Source organism: Paralcaligenes ginsengisoli (genome assembly GCF_054781135.1).
The window spans coordinates 120,553-139,499 of sequence record NZ_BAAGUZ010000019.1; the positions used below are offsets into that span (position 1 = coordinate 120,553).

The following is an 18,947-nucleotide window of genomic DNA, read 5'->3' on the forward strand; positions in this document are numbered from 1 at the left end:
CCGGATCGGCGGTATGCCAGAGCCTGCTGGCGCGACCTGCCCAGCCAGTGCGAAACTTCTTTTGGCGTAAACAGCCCGCGGGCACGCAAAGTCATGATTTGCAAACCCCATGGCATGTAAAGCAAAGCGCAACATCGGGCCAAGTCAAATGATGTAATAGTCACTGGACGCACTGGCATTGCTGGATAAGCAGACACAATTCCAGCCGCGACCGGCGCAACCAAAGAACCGGCAGACAGCAAGCAATTTGCATTATCTTTTACAGTACGGGAGACAACATGACGACAGTAGTTAAATTCCATGAAACCGGCGGACCCGAGGTGCTGCGTTTTGAGAAGGTTGACGTGGGGGCGCCCGGACCAGGAGAGGTACGCCTCCGCCACGTAGCCGTCGGTTTGAACTTCGCCGACACTTATTTTCGCAAGGGCACTTACCCCGTTCCGCTGCCCAGCGGCATCGGCAACGAGGCGTCTGGTGTGATCGAAGCCGTCGGTCCCGGCGTGACCCATCTGGCGGTCGGCGATCGTGTGACCTATACGGGCTTCGTCAACACACTGGGCGCTTACAGCACCGACCGGCTGATTACCGCTGACCCGCTGATCAAATTGCCCGAGGCCATCAGTTGCGAAACCGCTGCGGCGATGACCATGCGCGGCTTGTCCGCCGCCTATTTGTGCCGAAAGATCTACCCGTTCCAACCCGGCGAAACCATATTGCTGCATGCCGCAGCCGGTGGCGTGGGCCTTATTGTGTGCCAATGGGCCAAGCTTCTGGGGCTGAATGTGATCGGAACCGTCTCTACCGAGGCCAAGGCTGAATTGGCGCGCGCCCACGGTTGCGACCATATCATTTACTACACCCGTGAAGACGTCGCCAAGCGCGTGCGTGAAATCACCGACGGTGTGGGTGTTTCAGTGGTGTTCGACAGCGTGGGCAAAGACACTTTCATGGCTTCGCTGGATTCACTCAAGCGCCGCGGCCTGCTGGTGTGCGTGGGCACCGCCTCCGGGAAAATCCCGCCATTTGATCCCGCAATTCTCGCACGCAAAGGCTCTGCTTACATTACCCGTCCCGGCCTGGCCGACTACATTGCCGATCCGGAAGAAAAGGCGCAATTGGTCGATGAGCTGTTCGGCCATGTGGCAACAGGCCGCATCCGCATCGAAATCAATCAAAAGTACGCCTTGCGGGACGCGGTGCAGGCGCACAAGGATCTGGAAGCCCGAAAGACCACGGGCTCCTCGATTTTTGTGATTTGAATGTCGCCCTTTCCGGCAAACGGAGGCCCGTTGTACTGGCGTCACACGGCGCCGCAGCCGAATTGCGCACGATGAGTAATCGGTAAGGATGCCGACCCTGGCGAGAGCCGGGCCGTTACTAATTGATCTTCAATTGAGGCATTTTCTCGACCACCTTCTGCCAGTGCGCGAGGTCCGTCTTCATGAGCGAGGAGAACTGATCGGCCGTCGTCGCCTCCGGCTCGATGCCTGCGGTTGCCAGCTTGTTGCGGATTTCCGGCAGCTTGAGCGCATCGTTGATGTGTTTGTTGAGGACCGCCACGACGGCCGGGACACCGGCGCGATAGGGCACGCCCAGCATGTCGATGCCGGCCGCGCCGACGTCTTACGCGTCGGCGATCAGCAGCGCAGTCTTCGCTTGCTCGCAAAGCGTGAGCAGCGGCCCGCTCAGTTGCTTCTCCGTCGCCGCGATACCGGCCGTGGTCCTGACGCTGACGTTCAGAACGTAGATGGGTCGCCCCGGCAGGACAAGCGGCGCGGCAATAGCGACGACTTCCGGCTGCCACGAGGCTGCACAGCAGCCTTTCGCATTGACGTCGCGCTTGGCGGCATCCATTTCTTCACGCAGGCAGTGCCAGCCAGCGGAGTGCCGCTGCCGAAACTGTACAAGCAGCGCGCTGCGCTGCGCATCATCCACCACCGCAAGATGAGCCCTGCCAAGCGAAGTGAGTTCCATGGGCACACGCTGGCCGGCTACTACATTGCGCAGCGCCAACTTGCGGTTGTAGCGAAACGATTCCAGATAGACCATCTCATCGCGATCTGCGGTTGCCAGCCCCACGTTGATGCGCATCTTCTCGGCCAACGCCCGCATTAACGGAGCGACCACACCCAGCACGGGTGACCCCGTGCGCATCGCATGCGCGAGGCTCAACACCAGCGCGGCCAGCCGATAGGCACGCCGGCCCCGCTCGTACTCCAACAGCCCGCATTCAACCAGCGTCTGCGTCAGGCGACTGACAGTGGCGCGCGAAAGCCGAGTGCGCTCCGCGATCTCCCCATTGCCGAGCAGATCCACACCCGGCTGGAACGCGCGAAGAATCTCCACGCCGCGCACCAAGGAACGGTTCAGTACCGGGTTTTCGTGGTGCTGCCGGCGTGGCATCTGAGGAGGGGTGGAGACCATGGCGCAGTTTAGCAAAATTTCCATCCACTGGAATTTGAGGGATGCATATTGTGGCCCTGGGACGACCTAAGCTCGATTTGTCGTCGCGCAGGAGCCACGCAAAGTCCTGGTCGCCGTGATGCTCGCCATGGCGGAGGTCGGTGAGATCGAGATCAGCGGTATCAGCACCCTGCACAACCCCATCGAGCCGAATGGCCGGTTCCTGCTGTGCGCGAGGCAGAAGAGCACCAGATCGCCGTCTTTGCCAGTCACCCTGCCACCGGCAGCCTCGCCCTGATGGGGCGTTATGCTGTGGGCGAGCAGCCAAGCTGGATTGAGATCGTTCCGGCTCCTGCGAAAGGGCCGGCACGGCATTCGTCGAACTGAAGGCCAGCACTCTGGCCATTTACCCATCCCTCATCGGCCGCGCCTGTGGCGCGGAATGTGTGACGCATGCCGACCATCACTGCAGTGACATCGCTGCCCAAGCCATTGCCAAAGATAGCGCGCTGGCCCGTACCCAGCAGGCATCTTGGCTAGTTATGAATTCCCAGCTCCTTGATCATGGCTGACCAGCGGTCCGATTCGCCGTCGATAAACGCTTGGCATTCCTGCGGCGTTGTATTCATGACCTGCGCACCTTGGAAATGCAAACTTTTGAGCACTTCTGGGTCTTTCAACGCAGCATTCAATGCCTTGTTGACCTTGGTCAGCATTTCCGGCGGAGTGCCTTTGGGCGCCATCACGGCCTGCCATGCTTGAGCATTGAAGCCCGCAAGCTTCGGAATCGATTCGCTTAGGGTTGGCACGTCGGGCAGTACCTCGGAGCGTTTGGTCGATGTAACGGCCAAGGCCTTAAGATCTCCGCTTTGTATAAATGGAAGTGCGCTATTGAAGGAGCCGGAATACATAAAGTTGGTGTCGCCTGACATCAGGCCAGTAAGGGCGGGGCCGTTACCTTTGTAGGGAACCGCTTCAAATTTCAGGTTTAGCTTACTAGCGATGTCGAGTGCGGCAAGCTGGTCGATCGTTCCGTTGCCTGAATTCCCTGCAAAATATTTTCCCGGATTGTCCCGCATCAGTTTATAGAACTCCGGTGCCGTATTGGCCTTAACTTTTTTTGGCACTAGCAGAATGAGTGGCACAGCCGACGAGCACCCAACTGCGGCAAAGGCCGTCTTGGGCGCCAGGTTCTGCTTGTCATATAGGAAAGGTGCAATGGTTATGGCCACACTGGCAAACATCAATGTATAGCCATCTGGCTTAGCAGTGGCAACTGCTTGCGCCGCAATATTGCCCCCTGCGCCAGGTTTATTTTCGATTACCATCGGTACGCCAAGCTCTTCAGATATTTTTTTGAAGAGAACACGGCCAAGAGAGTCTGTAGGTCCTCCGGGCGCAAACCCGATCACAACATTGATTGGTTTGTCGGGATAACTGCTGGACGCGAATGATGAAATGGGCCCGATAGCCAGACCGGCGGCCGCTGCGGCCAGAATTGTTAGTTTTAACATTGTCTACTCCAGTTATAGATTTTTACTGACTCAGCTTAGTGGTTGAAGGAAAAACGCTCTGTCTCTACGGCATTAAAGCCAACACGTTTCATGTGCCCCAGTAGGAGCAGGCGGAAGCGCCCATTGTGCTTGAGTGCGGGAGAACTGGGCCACGGGGGGCAGTTGTTCAAGAATGCCGAATGGCGTTGACCTGGACTGCAGTAAAGGCGATAAAGTCGTCAGAGCCCGAACCTTACTGCCCAGCTCATCCTGCAAGACCAGGCCCAAGTCCTGCACCCACATTGATGTGCGCGTAAGCGCCACCTTGACGTGGTAGCTACCGCCTTCTTCTGCCCGCCGCATCATTGCTAACATGGCGCCCATCGCGCCTAGATAACCGGTGAGGTAGTCATTGAGAAGCTGAGTAGGTACCAGCCGTGGCCGTCCCGGAGCTTCAGTCAAGGCAATTCCACTCGCGGCTTGTCCAAGTTGCTCGAATCCGCCGCGCAACGCCCATGAACCCTGGTCTCCAAAAGCACTGACCGATACATAGATGATGCCTGGACGTATGGCAGCCGCTTCTTCGGCGCCAAAGCCTCTGTTCTTCAGACTGTGGGTTCGCCAGGACTGAACCATGACATCCGCCCCGGCGATCAGGCCTTGCATCTTTTGCTGATCCCTTTCTTGATCCAAGTCGATGAAGCCGGACCTTTTCCCAATATTGGTGTCTACAGTTTGTCGAAAAGCATCCTGCATCAGCGGGGGCGAAACACGCAACACGTCAGCGCCGTGTTCGGCCAGACTACGAGCCACGACAGGTCCCGCAATCACGTGTCCCATATCCAGCACGCGGACTCGGTCCAGCGGCCTGTTCTGACCGGCGGGAAACTCGGGCGCGCTATCTGCGATTTTTTCGATCTGTACGACCGGGACTTGCGACAAAAATCGACCTTGCTCATGCGATCTCCACTCATCCGGCGACCTTGCATAGACACCGGGCAGTTTGCGCTGTGCAAAGGCCTGTTCGAGCTCGTCCGCCTGCCGTGCACCTATGGCCGCTGCCAAGGCGTCGACCGTATTGGCGCAATGCAGCGTATCCAGGACGCCGTCCCGCAGGTGAGGATAGGATCCGACAGGATAAAACCAACGGTCATCCGCAGTCTGGTAAAAACCAGCTTTCAGCTCTGTAAAAAGGGAGGCGGCTGAAATGGAGTAGCCATTTTGCCGCTGGAACTGTCCAGGATTCAATGCACAGGTAGCCTGCAAGCAGTCGATAGCAATGGTTTGACGCTGCCCTTTAGCCATATGCCACCATTTTTCTACAGCCAACGCGTAGGCGCCTATTGCGCTGGCAGCTGCGACGGTCAGCTTGTGCCGCGTATCCATAGTCGGCGCTACGCCGAGCAAGCGCACTCTTTGGCCCACACTGGCAGCCATTTGAGTATCGGAACCTAGCAATGCCGTAATGGCCTGCACCACCTCATCAGTCAGTTCGCTTCCGGCTAACATGCACTCTCCTCCGATAGAATTGTTTGAATACTCACCACCGTATCCAGAGATTGCCAGGCGGCATGGTATTCGTGCTCTAAACGCTCAACGATATGAGACACGGAGGATATGGCGTCGATGCTGCCTACGCCGTGCCCCGCCCCCCAGATGTCGCGCCAAGGCTTGCGTTCTTTACCAAAAGTTGGCGTACCGGCTGCCGATATCTGCAGTTCAGAAGGATCCAGGCCGGCGGCCACGATGCTCGGAACCAGATAATTGCCAGGAATACCGGTAAAAAATGGCGTGTAAAGAATGTCGCTTGCGTTTGCGTCGACTAGCATCCGCTTGTAGGCGGCATCCGCGTTGGCTTCGTCGCTTGCGATGAAGCGCGTTCCCATGTACGCAAAATCAGCACCCATGGCCTGTGCAGCCAGGATGTCCTGCCCGCGCGTGATGGAGCCCGACAGCGCCACCGGACCGTCGAAGATTTGCCTTATCTCGGCCAGGAGCGCAAATGGACTGAGGGTGCCAGCGTGCCCGCCGGCACCCGCGCAGACCAAAATCAAACCATCCACGCCAGCGTCCAGCGCCTTGCGCGCATGGCGCAAGGTCGTGACGTCATGAAAGACGATGCCTCCCCAGTCATGCACTTGTTCGACGACGCGGTTAGGTGCACGCAGGCTGGTGATGATGAGTGGAACCTTGTGTTCGGCACAGACAGCCATGTCATCCATCAAGCGGTCATTAGACTGATGCACGATCTGATTCACCGCATAGGGCGCTACAACCCTGGTCGGGTCGCTCTTCTTCAGTTCGTCCAGGGCGGTATCGATCTGCGTCAGCCACTCGTCCAACTTGCTTTGCGGGCGTGCATTCAGCGCGGGTACCGAGCCGATAATGCCACTGGCACACTGCGCAATGGCCATCAACGGGTTGGACACAATAAACATGGGGGCAGAAATTACAGGTAGCTTCATTTTCCGACGGAGCGAAGTAATCAATGCATGCACCATACTGCCTCCTCATTGAGAGCTTTATCGTCGACCACCCAGTGCCGAGGCACGCGCTTATCGTTCAATAGTCGCGACATGCTGCCCCTCGGATACGACATCGCCCTGGGAAACCAATACTTCAACCACTGTGCCTGAATCCATTGACGTGATGGGAATTTCCATCTTCATTGACTCGACGATCAAGATGACATCGTCATCGCCCACAGCTTGGCCCACTTGGGCCTCGACCTTCCAGACGGTACCGGTAACCTCACTGATAACTTCAAATCGTGACATGTGCCTGCTCTCCTGTTTGCGATGCCGGACAAATCCCGACCGGTTTTTTCCATGATGTTTTCTTCAGCTCCTCGACGAGCCCGGTATGCACGGCGCCCGCGCGAAATTGTGGGCTGTCGATTACATGGCGCAGAAACGGTATATTGCTTTTCACGCCGTCGACGACCGTCTCGTTCAGAGATCTAATCATGAGTTCAATGGCGGCATCGCGGGTGTCGCCATGCACGATCAGCTTGGCGATCATGGAGTCGTAGTAGGGGGTAATGGTGCTACCAACGGAAAAGCCTGTTTCTACGCGAACGCCTGCATTTGTGGGAAATGCCAGCGCTCGCAACGTGCCGGTCGATGGTAAAAAGGTATAGGGGTCTTCGGCGCAGATGCGGGCTTCGATCGTGTGGCCTTTCTGGCTGACACCATCTCGCAACAAACTTTCCAAAGACTCACCAAATGCCAAGGCGACTTGTGCTTTGACGATATCGATACCGGTGGTTTCTTCTGTGACGGCATGTTCCACCTGCAGACGAGTATTCATCTCTAGAAAGTTAAAGCCGGTATCAGGCTCGTACAAAGTTTCGACCGTTCCAATGTTGTCGTAGCCCATACGGGAGAAGATGCCCGCCAGCAGATTACCGTACCGGCTGACACGCTCACGCGATATGCCAGGTGCTGGCGACTCTTCGATAATTTTCTGGTGGCGCCTCTGGATCGAGCAATCGCGCTCATACAAGTGGCACACGTTGCCGTGGCGATCGCCAAGGATTTGAAATTCGATATGCCGAGGCTTCTCGAGATACCGCTCGAGATAGATCTCGCTACTGCCAAAACTGCGGTTGGCCAGCGATTTTGCGCGTGTGCAGGCCTGCAGCAACTCCGCCGGGTTGTCGGCACGAAACATCCCTATGCCACCCCCTCCTGATGCTGGCTTCACCATGATGGGGAAGCCGATAGCTTCAGCGGCAGTAGTCAGTTCATTCAGCCCCGAGCTCAGCAGTGAAGAACTGGATAATGACGGCAAACCATGACTGATCATGTAGTCACGGGCACGGGTCTTGTGGCCCATACGTCTGATCCATGCTTCACTGGGGCCGATGAAGCGTGCTCCGGCCTCGGTCACGCGTCTGGCGAAATCCGGATTTTCTGCTAGAAAACCGTAGCCCGGATGCAACCCATCAGCGCCCAATCGCTGGATAACATTGATCAAGGCTTCTTGATCCAGATAGCTGGCCGCCGGCGGCGGAGCTCCGATACACCACGCCTCATCGGCCTGTGCCAGATAAGGCAAAGATGCATCGGCTTCGGAATATACCGCCACCGTCTTGATACCCATTTCGTGCAGCGCGCGCAATAGACGGGAGGCGATCGCGCCTCTATTCGCAATTACAACTTTCTTGAACATGACTCCGCCTCTATTAGGGCCCAGGCATCCTCAACCCAGTCGCACAACAACTCCCGGGTCTCACGAGGATCAATGATGTCCAGGATGCCTAGTTTTTCTGCTGTGCGAAATGGAGACGCAATGCGATGATAATAGGCCTCTAGTCGCGCCTGCTCTTCTGCAGGATCATCGGCGGCTGCAATCTCGCTGCGGTGCGCGGCGGCTACACCGCCTTCGATGGGAATTGACCCCCATCGGGCAGAAGGCCACGCAAAGCGATGATTCAGCTTCGGAAAATACTTGGGCGCATGTAAGCCGCCGGCCATGCCGAAAGCGCGTCGCAAAATAATGGAGACCCATGGTACCGTGCTGTTCTCGATCGTGGTCAGTACACGCAAAGCACCCAGCAAAGTTCCGCTGAGTTCCGCGTCCGGCCCTGTGGCGTTACCTGGCTGATCAACGAGATTGACGACTGGTAAATGAAACACCTCGCACAACTTCACATGGCGCTCGATTTTCCAGGAAGCGCCCAAGGTCATAGCGCCGCCGGCCACCTTAGGGTCATTGCACAGCACACCCACGGGATAGCCGTCGAGTCGGGCCAGCGCTGTAATCGTCGAGCCCCCCTGGTGGCGTCCGATTTCGAAAATGGAGTCCTTATCAAAAACCGAGCGCATGATCTTGCGCGGATCAAAGATCTTGCGTCTGTCTCTAGGTATGGCGTTCTTTAACCATTCGTCCGCCCGCGAAGCTGGGTCATTATTAGTGACCCGCCTTGCCAGCCGAGATGCGTTTGATGGCAAGTACGACAGAAACCGCCTAACCTGTTCGAATGCATCTTCTTCGCTTTCTGCTTCGTTATATACCAGCGCGCTGCGACGGTGCACGGCGTAGCCGCCCAACGCGTTCTTATCGATCTCGATACCATAAGCCTGTTTAACGACTGGGGGGCCGGCCGCGAACACTTGAGCCTGATCACGCACCATGACAGAAAAATGCGACATCAGTACCTTGATTGCACCCAGTCCCGCGCATGCGCCCAACGCTACACCAACCACAGGCACTTTAGCCATCAAAGGAACCACCGGCCAGTGTGCATAGCCAGGAATTTTGCTACTTCCTTGTAACTCGAGTAGTTTGACGCTGCCGCCTGCCGTATCGACCAGCCTGATCAGAGGAAGCCCGAAATCCAGCGCCATTCTTTCGGCATACACCCATTTGTCAGACAAAGTGCTTTCGGACGATCCGCCTCGCAGCGTAAAATCGTCGGCCGAGATGACCGCCTTTGTTGCGTTAATTCGACCCGTTCCGATTACAGCGTTGACGGGGCTCAAGCGATTCAAGAAACCTGCCTCGTCGTAACTCCCTTTCCCTGTAATCCGTCCCAGTTCCCGGAAGGTGCCGGGATCCACTAGCGTGTCGATCCGTTCGCGCACGTTCAGACGTCCTCGAGCCTTGTGCTTTGCCAAAGCTTCCTTGCCCCCCATGGCAGCAGCCTGTTCACGCCGCAGTTTAAGTTCTTGCAGCTCAGCGGCCCATTCGTCTGTAACCGCTGCCGTGCTGTGGTCTTTCATACGGCGCCTTTCAGTGTCGTGGTTGCTTCGGTCGCCGGCGTCTTGACGGGTGCATATGTAACTATCTTTCGAGCCTTCAGATCTTCTATGCGCTCAGCATCCATGCCAAGACTGCGGAGGATCTGCTCAGAATCAGCGCCGATATCGGGCCCTGAATGTCTGATGGATCCGGGCGTCCGCGAAAGCTTAGGCACGATGCCCGCCTGCGTTGTGGACCCAAGCTGCGCATGCGGTACCTTTACCAGCATGTTCCTAGCCTCGAAGTGAGGATCTGCATAGATGTCGGCAATGGTATAGATGCGCGAAGCCGGGATCGACTGCGCAATCAGTTGACGCTCGAGTTCCTTGCTATTCTGCCGCTGGGTCCAGGCCGCAATGATTTCGTCCAGGGACTTCATGTTCGGCGCCTGACCTCTTGCGCGGATGGTGCTGAAGCGCGGATCGAGCATCAGCTCGGGCTGCTTCATCAGATCAACGAGCCTCCGAAAAATGATGTTGCTATTGGCGGCGATAAGAATCCATTGCCCATCTGCAGTTGGATAAAGGCTGTTGGGTGCCATGGTCGGCAAGTTGGGGCCTACCCGCTTAGGAACGAAACCCAGCTTTTCGAACGCTGGCACGTACGGCTCCATTTGAGTAAACGAGGTCTCGTACAGTGCGGCGTCGATCACTTGGCCTAGGCCTGTACGGCCGCGCTCGAGTATAGCCATGACCGCGCCGAAGGCGGCGTACACCGACGTCAGGTAATCTGTTGTCGCCAGCGCAACCCGAGCTGGCGGACGGTCCGGATCACCCGTCATGTACCGCACGCCTCCAACCGCTTCACAGATGGCGCCATAGCCGGGCCGAGCGGCATAGGGCCCGTCCTGACCGTACCCACTTATGCGCACCATGACGAGTCCTGGGTTTTCGGCGGACAGTTCCGGATAGCCCAGCCCCAGGCGCTCCATGACACCTGGCCGATTGTTTTCGACCAGAATGTCAGCGCGCCTAATCAGCGCCCGCGCAATCTCCAGTCCCTCTTCCGATTTCAAGTCGAGCGCGATCGACTGCTTGCCTCGTAGAATCGTCGCGGCATAAAGGGAGACGTCGCCGACATGCTTACCCATTTGACGAATACCATCGCCTTGCGGAGGCTCTATCTTGATGACGTCGGCACCGAAATCCGCCAGTAACCGAGTACAAGCAGGCCCCGCTATCGTCGAACATATTTCGATGACTTTGAGCCCTGCCAACGGGCCAGCGCCCGCGGCGGGTGTTATTGATTCGTCAGGTCTATTCATGCGTCGGAAATGATTCAGAAGAAGATTCAGAGAGGCGGCGCACGATCTCTTGCGCGGAACGTTCTATCCGTTCGCGAGCAATTGCGATGTATGCGGCGGAATCACCACGCTGTAGCGCGATCAAGCCACTGCGCCAGAGCTTCGCCGACGCTTGCCGCCGAGCTTTGGACTGGAATCCGATGGAGGAATAGCGCAACGTTTGCAGCGAGATTGAAGTGAGCATGTGGGCCAACCGCCGGTTATTGCAATTGCGCACAGCCAATATGGAAAGACGATAAGAAGTTTGGGCGAAAAGGCCACGATCATCGTCCAGCGCGGCAAGCTCTTCGAGCTTTTGCACGCCCGCCTCCAGCATAGCCATGAAATCCTCAGTGTGGTGTTCGGCGATCTTTCGCGCGACGATTTCAAAGAGGCCCGCCCGAATTTCGAACACCTCTTTCACTTCTTCGACCGTAAGGTTAGTGATCACCGCGCCGCGCCGTGGGTACATGGTGACCATTCCTTCACGCTCAAGTATGCGGATGGCGTCGCGGACCGGGCCACGGCTTACTTGGAATTTGTCGGCAAGCGTTTGCTCGTTCAATGGCGCACCCGCCTCGAGCCGTCCTTTGATGACGTCATCGCCAATTTGCGCGGCGATCTGCTCGGGCACGGTTAGCGTTGGCATTGCCCGATCAGAAAACAAGCGGAATACCACCGCATTCTCTAGCTCGGACATCAGCTTGCCGCTACTTTCGGCGAGCCTTGATTTAAGCACTTGTGTGTTCATGAGGAGAATTCTATATCATGATTGAAAACAATGCAATTGTTAACAATTATACGGAGCTCATCTACATCAACGATAGCGACCTCAGTCATTCGTATTTATTTCTGAATTGACAACCGATGAGTTGACCCGAAGGCGTCGTAGACGAAATTCACACTTGCCAGGCCACCCATTCGCCCAGCCTGGCCACCGTGACCCCGGGACGCAATTGACGCAGAGACGGCATGACCAGCACACAATTCGCATAGGGTGTCGTGATTGGTTCGCCGTCACTCCACGCAATGACAGTGCCGGCCTCGGGAAAGGTTTCCAGGCCCGTGTAGGGGCCGGCAAAGCGGAAATCCATACTGGTTGCCACGACCGGATGGGTGACTCGAACGACGCGCCCCGCCGTAGCCGGTTGCGCGGACCAGTCCGCTGGAAGATCATCGGCATCGACGACTCCGGCCAAACTCAGAAAGCGTGCCGTACTGGCCCGGGCGATAGCCACCGAGGCGGCTTCCCAATGCTGGCCGCACTCAACCAATAGTGCGTTCTTTGCGCTGGATGGATCCCCAAAACCCGCGTAATCGCGCATGCGGCGACCTTCAGGATGGCCTTCATCGCAGATAGTGGTCGGCGGGATGCCAAGCTCGCGGGCAAACCGCACTCCTTTCTCGAGGGGGCCGCTGACAATAAGCGGCGCGCTGCGTTCATGCATCGAATGCAGATCAAGCAGGTAATCGACCGTGTCGACGACCGGCCGCAGCATGCGGGCGCGGGCCAGTTCGATGGAGCTGCGCGATGCGTCATCGAGCACGGCAGCCTTCCAGAGGCGATTGAAATCTTCATCCACAAAACGCGACGCATCCGGCTTTGCCCGGTCGAATCGAGCGTAGGCGTCGACGTTGGCGAACGAAAGCGTCAACTTGCCCAGGCGCGGCCGCACGTTCAGATCGAGCAGCGCTTTGACGATAATCGCGCCGCAAACTTCATTGCCATGCGTCAGGGCATTGACCATGACATGCGGCCCTGGCACATTGCTGTCGAAAGTAAAAACATAGGGAATTCCGGTGTTGCCTTGGGCATATATGCCGATATCGGGGAATTCGACTTCCACGGGATAAGCGGTTTGACTGGCGCTAGTCTGATTCTGTGTCGGCATATTCCGGCTCCTTTATTCAATTCCGTCCCACTAGTGTCCGGTTAAAAGTTAAATAAATCCACCCGTATCTATGCACCCGGCCCCGGCGCTCCGCCCTCGAACGACAGGAAATTCTTCAGTTCCGGTGTTTTCGGAGACGAAAAAATCTGCTCGGGAGGTCCTTCCTCATGAATTTTCCCCTCATGCATGAAAACGACGCGATCACTAACCTTCCTGGCAAAATTCATTTCGTGCGTCACGATGATCAGGGTGGAACCTTCGTTGGCCAGGCTCTCGATGACGCGCAATACCTCGCCAACAAGCTCCGGATCCAGCGCGGACGTCATTTCGTCGCACAATATGACGTCCGGATTCATGGCCAACGCGCGCGCAATCGCAACCCGCTGCTGTTGCCCCCCGGACAGTTGATGCGGTGCGCTGTCGAACTTGCCTTCGAGCCCAACGCGAGCAAGCAAAACATCCGCCAGTTTCCGAACTTCCGGCTTGGACAGTTTTCGCACCAGCTTCGGCGCCAGCATGATGTTCTCGCCCGCGCTCATCGTGGGGAACAGATTGAACTGCTGGAATACCATCCCAACCTTCTGGCGCAGTTCCCGCATGGCCCGCACATTGTCGTGCTCCAGCGCCCTGCCCCCAACGGAAAGCTCGCCATGCTGAAAAGTTTCCAGCCCATTAATGCAACGCAACAGTGTGCTCTTGCCGGAACCGCTTCTGCCGATAATGCAAACGACCTCGCTGGGCTTGACGTATAGATCAATCCCCTTGAGCACCTCGACATCGCCAAAGCTTTTATGCAGGTTCGTGATTTCGACCAGATACGCGGATTCTTTCTTCTCATTTTGCATGAGTATCCTCTCAGTATAGGATTTCAGTTTTTCTTTCCAGCCTGCGGGCGTACAGCGAACATGGAAAGCAGATGGCGAAATACAGCAACGCTACGACCCCATAGACAAAAAAGGGCTTGTAGGTCACGTTGGTAATGATTTGCCCCGTGCGGGTCAGCTCGACGAATCCTATGACCGACGCCAGCGCGGTGTTCTTGATGATCTGCACAAGCAAGCCCACCGTGGGGGCAATCGATAGGCGCAAGGCCTGCGGAACAATCACATGTCGAAGCTGTTCATGAAAAGTCAGCGCCAGGCTGGCCGAAGCCTCCCATTGACCCACGGGAATGGATACCACGCAACCATGCCACGTTTCCGTCAAATAGGCGCTGGCATACAGTATCAGACATAGTGTGGCCGCGAACAGGGGGGTGGTCGGCATGCCAAACAAGGCCATGCCGAAATAGGTGAGGAAAAGCTGCATCAGAAGCGGTGTGCCTTGAAACAGTTGCACATACCAGACGATGACGCGCCCCAATGATTTAGGCTTCATGACCCTTAACACCAGCAACAAAAGCCCCAGCGCCCCGCCGCCGATAAACGCGATAGCTGACAGGATGAGTGTCCAGGGCAGCGACATCAGCAGGTTCCGGAACACATCCCATGTGGAAAAATTGCTCATCTGATGCTCCCGGGGTTTTGGCGGCCGAATATGCAACGAGGGCCAAGCCACTTGAGGAATCCACGCAGCGTAATGGCTAGTAAAAGATAAAGCACCGTCGCCACCACGTAGGGCTGAAATGTTTCGAAAGTTCTACCGGCAATAAAACTGGCCGCATACGAGAGCTCTACGGCCGATATCTGGCTGCACAAGGACGATGCAAGCAGCATGATGACGAGCTGACTGATCAAACCCGGCCAGACGCGAGCCAATGCGGGAGGAATCACCACGCGGGTGAACACCTGCCAGCGATCGAGCGCCAACGACTCGGCTGCTTCAATCTGCCCGCGCGGTGTCGCCTCGATGCCGGCCCGGACGATTTCACAGGCATAGGCGGTAAGATTGAGCGTCAAGGCAACCACGCTGGCGATGATGCTGTTCATCGTCAAGCCGATCGAAGGAAGACCGAAGAAAATAAAAAATATCTGCACCAGAAACGGCGTATTGCGGAAAAGCTCCACATAGCACGCAACCCCGATGCGAAGCCAGCCGGTGGCATGAATTCGACACCAGGCACAGGCAGTGCCAAGCAATGTGCCCAGAAAACACGAGACAACAGTCAGCGCCACGGTCAGCCCAAGACCGCCCAGAAACAACGACCAAGCCTGCAACACATTCGAGAAGTTTAAAGTAGACATATCGATTCTTCAGGACATGGGCGCGAAAGCACCGGGTTTATGTCAATACGCCAAAATCGGCGTCACGAAAAATATCCCGCAGCAACATCGGGCCGTCCAGCTGTTTTATGTCGGAGAGCAGTATTCCAGCGCAGCGATCTCCAAGTACAGGCGCCACGCACGCAAGGAATTTATCCGACAATTGCTCCGCCGACAATGGATGAGCCGCGCTGCCGAGGGCTTTGTCGCGAAACGCTTCGAAAATGGACCCGTCTCGCATCTGGATGCGGACTTCAGCCCCCTCCGGCGCGGACCGGTGCATATCCGGACTGTCCCACATCGGACCGGACATCATGGTTATGCGGGCCATGAGGGCGTGTAGCGCCTGATCCTCAAGGGTTTCATCATTAAGGAGCGAAAGCGACAATGACTGAAACAGCAGGCTGGAGGCAAGCGCGAAAGGCATGCTGAATTGCGCTTCCCGGGGGGTCCGTGGCGTATCGTACTTCAGGTTGGCGCGAACAATGGATGGAACGTCGCAAACAATACTCTGGATTTCCGAGACGCGCAGATTGTGCATTGCCACTAGCTCCAGGGCAACGTCGACCGCCGCATGCGAGGACAAACAAACAGGAATGCGTTTGATATCGACCCCAGGCGATTCCATATGCCATTTCTCGCCCAGGGCGGCGAAACCGGAATCATCGAACCGGCCCTCGTTGAACAAATTTATGAATCCGTTCCTATCGCTGAACGGATGCTCGGGCCCGCTTGCTCCTCGCGCCGCCAATTCAGCGCACACTATTCCTAGCTCGGATGCGCGACCAGCCATCAGGGCTTTGGCATCGGAGCCGAAGCAAGACTTCATGCCGCTGGCATTGACCACAGCAAGCCCGAGGGCGGCGTGGGTCCTGGCGGCATCAAGACCCAGAAGGCGGGCGGCGGCCATGCTCGACCCGATTGGGCCAAGCACACCGGTCGTCCACCACCCGCGATCATAAAGAACATTCATCGTGGCCGCGCCAACCGCATATTCACATTCCACGCCCACGATGAAAGCAGTGATTGCGTCCGCACCCATGCCATTCATCTTTTGGCCCACAGCCAACGCAGCGGGAGCCACGACAGCCGATCCGTGCACAAACCCAGCATAGCAATTGTCGTCGAAATCCAGCGCATGGGCCGCCGTGCCATTGATAAAAGCGGCGGCTTGAGCCGAAACTTGCTGGTCTGCCCCGAATGCGGTGGACCAGCCTTGCGCGGCACCATCGAGGCAAACCGCCCGTGCAAGGCCGGCGGCACCACTGCGAGCGCCGGCAATAGCCACTCCAATAGTGTCCATCAGACAGGTATTGGCGCGCATGCGGATCCGGGTGGGCATGTCTCGCGGGCTTACCCCAGCCGCCCAATCCGCCAGGCGCCAACTGACGCGTTCGTCATGTGTGCTCACGCCAACCTCCCTCCTACAGTACCGAAACCGAGCCGGGCACCACACCCACGGCCAGAACCCGGCGGCTAAACCCACACGGCGATGTTATTCCGGCAAATTCCCGGCCGGCGCTCCGAGCCATTTCTTTGAAAGGGTATCGATATACCCGTCGTCCTTCGCCTGCTTAATGATCTGATTCACCTTAGCCAACAGCTCAGGCTCCCCCTTGTGCACCCCCACGTAGCACGGGGCATTGGCAAGCACAATTTTTAGTTCCAGATCCAGTTTTGGATTTCTGTGCTTGATGGCTGCGGCAACCGAGGTTCCACTCGCGAACATTTCGGTCTGGCCCGACAGGAACGCCGCCAACGTGGCATTGTTGTCCTCGAAACGCTTGACGACCGCTTTAGGGGCGAACTTCTGCAACTCCACGTCCTGCATCGAACCACGCGTCACGCTGATCACCTTGCCGGACAGATCGCTATATTGTTTGACCTGAGGCGCTTTATGGCCAAAGATTGCATCGAAAAACGGTGAATACGCAATACTGAAATCAATCATTTTTTCGCGCTCCGGTGTCTTGCCCAACGAAGAAATCGTCAGATCGGACTTTTTCGTCTGCAGGTAGGCAATGCGATTGGGCGCGGTAACCGGAATCAACTTAAGCTGTACGCCCAGCTTCTTGGCGATGAGCTTGGCCATGTCTATGTCCATGCCCTTGGGCTCCATGTCCGAGTCGACGAACCCAAATGGAGGGTAATCGGTGGGGACGGCGACCCGAATCGTTTTGCTGGCCACGATGTTCGCGAGAGCATCGCCGGCGGCGGCTGGAGCAGCGTTCAGTAAAACCATGGCGCCAACAATAATTGCAGGCAAATAAGTTTTGAGTTTCATTTTCGTGACCCTTTCAGAAACACTTACCACACAAGGAAGATTACGTTCTACTGCCGGCGGACAGGCCGCATGACTCCATTCCATATGGAATATTCGCTAAAATTTCAGTCCGGAATAACCGCGGTCGCATCGACCTCGACCAGATATTCCGTGCGGGCGAATGCCGTTACCACGATCCCGGTCGAAACCGGGAAAACCCCTTTCAACCAGCGGCCTACGACGCGATACACATCCTCGCGATAGCGCGGGTCGGAAATATATATAGTCAGTTTGCATATATGATCGAGCTTGCTGCCCGCTTCCTTGAGCAGCATGTCGATATTTTTCATCGCTTGTTCAGTCTGACCCGCCGCGTCCCCCACGCATACGCACTCGGACGTATCCAGGTCCTGTCCTATTTGCCCACGAAGATAAACGGTTGCCCCGCGCGCGACCACGGCTTGGGACAAATCGTTATCGATCTGTTGCTCGGGGTATGTGTCACGGGTGTTGAATTTTCGGATGCGTGTATGAGCCATGATGAAATAACCTATTTTCTGTCGGTCTAAAATTCAAAAATTGGATGGGGGCCGGGATAATGTTCCGGCATAACGACCCGCGTGCTACTTCTTATCGAAATAGCCCGCGCGGATAGTGCTGCCGATCAGGTTGACGATCAATCTTCCCGCAGTGACGCAGGTCAGTTTGGTCGGGGTGTCCTTGGCCGGTTGAATTTCGACAATGTCCATGCCCACCACACGGCCTTTCTTCACAAGGCCATGGATCAGCTTGCGCGCCTGAACAAAGGTCACTCCGCCAGGCGCGGGACCGTCGACGGCCGGCATGACGGTCGCATCCATCCCGTCGGCATCAATCGTCAAATAGTAGTTGCCGCCGTCGGGAATGCGCTTCAACACCGCATCCATGCCTATATCGTGCAACTCGTACGCCGTGATCAAATCGGCGCCATACCGCAGGGCATCCTCATAATCGGCCGGCCGGCCGCTACCTTGCGCACGCAGGCCGATCTGGACTATATGCTTGACGAAAGGCAGTTCGGACGCGCGGCGCAATGGGCTCGACAACCCATCGCGCACGCCATTGACCTCGTCACGCCAATCGAGATGGGCGTCCACGTGGACCACGGTCACGGGGCCTACTTCGTCGAAAGCACGCAGCACCGGATTGGTGATGCCATGATCGCCCCCAAGCACAATGGGCAATCCCCCTCCCTTCAATATCTGCCGCACTGCGAGTTCCGCCCGTCGATAGTGATCGCCCGGTTTTCCCAGCACCGGCAGCACGTCCCCGCAGTCGACAAAGCGGATATCGGAACGCCCCTGAAGAAGAGGCCCGTCGATATCGAAATCGTAATGACTGGGATCCCGTACCAGGCGGTCGGTCACATCGCGGATGGCTTGAGGCGCGCGCGATTGGTCATTGGTGAATGCGCGAGGCCCATAAGCGGCGCCGAATGGCATGCCCAGTACAGCAATGTCCGCGACAAGATTCTCCAGGTCCGTAACCAGATCGGAATACAGCAGCGTTTTGTAGCCGCCAGTGTGGGGTGAAACAGTGAGCGCTTCCATGAAAAATGACCTCTCGAACGAATGGTTGGAAAATCTTCCGCGGGATGTTGACACCAGTCGGCCCACGTTGGATGGTCTG

19 protein-coding genes are annotated in these 18,947 nt (G+C 56.9%); 1 reads left to right on the forward strand and 18 read right to left on the reverse strand.

Translation table 11 applies throughout. The features are described 5' to 3' along the window. The first annotated feature begins 278 nt into the window (after positions 1–278). Entirely contained in the window at positions 279–1,259 is a 981-nt protein-coding gene (locus ACYVIS_RS10805) for a quinone oxidoreductase family protein (RefSeq protein WP_232741502.1), read from the forward strand. Between the two features lie 118 nt (positions 1,260–1,377). On the opposite strand, the gene ACYVIS_RS10810 is transcribed toward ACYVIS_RS10805, so the two are convergent. From ACYVIS_RS10810 to ACYVIS_RS10895, 18 genes are all read right to left on the reverse strand, one after another. Next, positions 1,378–1,599 carry a tripartite tricarboxylate transporter substrate-binding protein gene (locus tag ACYVIS_RS10810; RefSeq protein WP_232741503.1) on the reverse strand — a complete coding sequence of 74 codons (222 nt, stop codon included), beginning with the start codon at positions 1,597–1,599 and terminating at the stop codon, positions 1,378–1,380. A gap of 24 nt (positions 1,600–1,623) precedes the next feature. Beyond that, positions 1,624–2,403, reverse strand: a complete 780-nt coding sequence (locus ACYVIS_RS10815; RefSeq protein ID WP_460873981.1) for an IclR family transcriptional regulator — start codon at positions 2,401–2,403, stop codon at positions 1,624–1,626. Positions 2,404–2,939: 536 nt separating this feature from the next. Further along, positions 2,940–3,917 carry a Bug family tripartite tricarboxylate transporter substrate binding protein gene (locus ACYVIS_RS10820; RefSeq protein WP_232741504.1) on the reverse strand — a complete coding sequence of 326 codons (978 nt, stop codon included), beginning with the start codon at positions 3,915–3,917 and terminating at the stop codon, positions 2,940–2,942. 72 nt (positions 3,918–3,989) lie between these two features. Then, a complete protein-coding gene (locus ACYVIS_RS10825; RefSeq protein WP_460873956.1) occupies positions 3,990–5,405 on the reverse strand; it encodes a CoA transferase in 1,416 nt (471 codons plus the stop codon). Then, positions 5,399–6,397: an NAD(P)H-dependent flavin oxidoreductase gene (locus tag ACYVIS_RS10830; RefSeq protein WP_232741506.1), complete on the reverse strand. Its 999-nt coding sequence runs from the start codon at positions 6,395–6,397 to the stop codon at positions 5,399–5,401. The genes ACYVIS_RS10825 and ACYVIS_RS10830 overlap by 7 nt, the downstream gene beginning before the upstream one ends. A gap of 54 nt (positions 6,398–6,451) precedes the next feature. Next, positions 6,452–6,673, reverse strand: coding sequence for an acyl-CoA carboxylase biotin carboxyl carrier protein subunit (locus ACYVIS_RS10835; protein WP_232741507.1), 222 nt, complete (start codon positions 6,671–6,673; stop codon positions 6,452–6,454). After that, on the reverse strand, positions 6,660–8,069 hold the full coding sequence (locus ACYVIS_RS10840) for an acetyl-CoA carboxylase biotin carboxylase subunit (RefSeq protein WP_232741508.1): 1,410 nt from the start codon (positions 8,067–8,069) through the stop codon (positions 6,660–6,662). The genes ACYVIS_RS10835 and ACYVIS_RS10840 overlap by 14 nt, the downstream gene beginning before the upstream one ends. Then, positions 8,051–9,622 carry an acyl-CoA carboxylase subunit beta gene (locus ACYVIS_RS10845; protein WP_232741509.1) on the reverse strand — a complete coding sequence of 524 codons (1,572 nt, stop codon included), beginning with the start codon at positions 9,620–9,622 and terminating at the stop codon, positions 8,051–8,053. Before ACYVIS_RS10845 ends, ACYVIS_RS10840 begins: the two co-directional genes overlap by 19 nt. Continuing rightward, positions 9,619–10,905: a CaiB/BaiF CoA transferase family protein gene (locus ACYVIS_RS10850; RefSeq protein ID WP_232741510.1), complete on the reverse strand. Its 1,287-nt coding sequence runs from the start codon at positions 10,903–10,905 to the stop codon at positions 9,619–9,621. The genes ACYVIS_RS10845 and ACYVIS_RS10850 overlap by 4 nt, the downstream gene beginning before the upstream one ends. Further along, on the reverse strand, positions 10,898–11,674 hold the full coding sequence (locus ACYVIS_RS10855) for a GntR family transcriptional regulator (protein ID WP_232741511.1): 777 nt from the start codon (positions 11,672–11,674) through the stop codon (positions 10,898–10,900). Before ACYVIS_RS10855 ends, ACYVIS_RS10850 begins: the two co-directional genes overlap by 8 nt. A gap of 148 nt (positions 11,675–11,822) precedes the next feature. Continuing rightward, entirely contained in the window at positions 11,823–12,815 is a 993-nt protein-coding gene (locus tag ACYVIS_RS10860) for a M14 family metallopeptidase (RefSeq protein ID WP_232741512.1), read from the reverse strand. A gap of 68 nt (positions 12,816–12,883) precedes the next feature. Continuing rightward, positions 12,884–13,660, reverse strand: a complete 777-nt coding sequence (locus tag ACYVIS_RS10865) for an amino acid ABC transporter ATP-binding protein (protein ID WP_305072043.1) — start codon at positions 13,658–13,660, stop codon at positions 12,884–12,886. 10 nt (positions 13,661–13,670) lie between these two features. Next, positions 13,671–14,321, reverse strand: coding sequence for an amino acid ABC transporter permease (locus ACYVIS_RS10870; protein WP_232741513.1), 651 nt, complete (start codon positions 14,319–14,321; stop codon positions 13,671–13,673). Then, entirely contained in the window at positions 14,318–14,998 is a 681-nt protein-coding gene (locus tag ACYVIS_RS10875) for an amino acid ABC transporter permease (protein WP_232741514.1), read from the reverse strand. The genes ACYVIS_RS10870 and ACYVIS_RS10875 overlap by 4 nt, the downstream gene beginning before the upstream one ends. 37 nt (positions 14,999–15,035) lie before the next feature. Next, positions 15,036–16,427, reverse strand: a complete 1,392-nt coding sequence (locus ACYVIS_RS10880; protein ID WP_232741515.1) for an MmgE/PrpD family protein — start codon at positions 16,425–16,427, stop codon at positions 15,036–15,038. Positions 16,428–16,511: 84 nt separating this feature from the next. Next, positions 16,512–17,300 carry a transporter substrate-binding domain-containing protein gene (locus ACYVIS_RS10885; protein ID WP_232744698.1) on the reverse strand — a complete coding sequence of 263 codons (789 nt, stop codon included), beginning with the start codon at positions 17,298–17,300 and terminating at the stop codon, positions 16,512–16,514. A 104-nt stretch (positions 17,301–17,404) separates the two neighbouring features. Beyond that, entirely contained in the window at positions 17,405–17,818 is a 414-nt protein-coding gene (locus ACYVIS_RS10890; RefSeq protein WP_232741516.1) for a RidA family protein, read from the reverse strand. Between the two features lie 84 nt (positions 17,819–17,902). Beyond that, positions 17,903–18,868, reverse strand: a complete 966-nt coding sequence (locus ACYVIS_RS10895; protein WP_232741517.1) for an agmatinase — start codon at positions 18,866–18,868, stop codon at positions 17,903–17,905. Between the last annotated feature and the right edge of the window lie 79 nt (positions 18,869–18,947).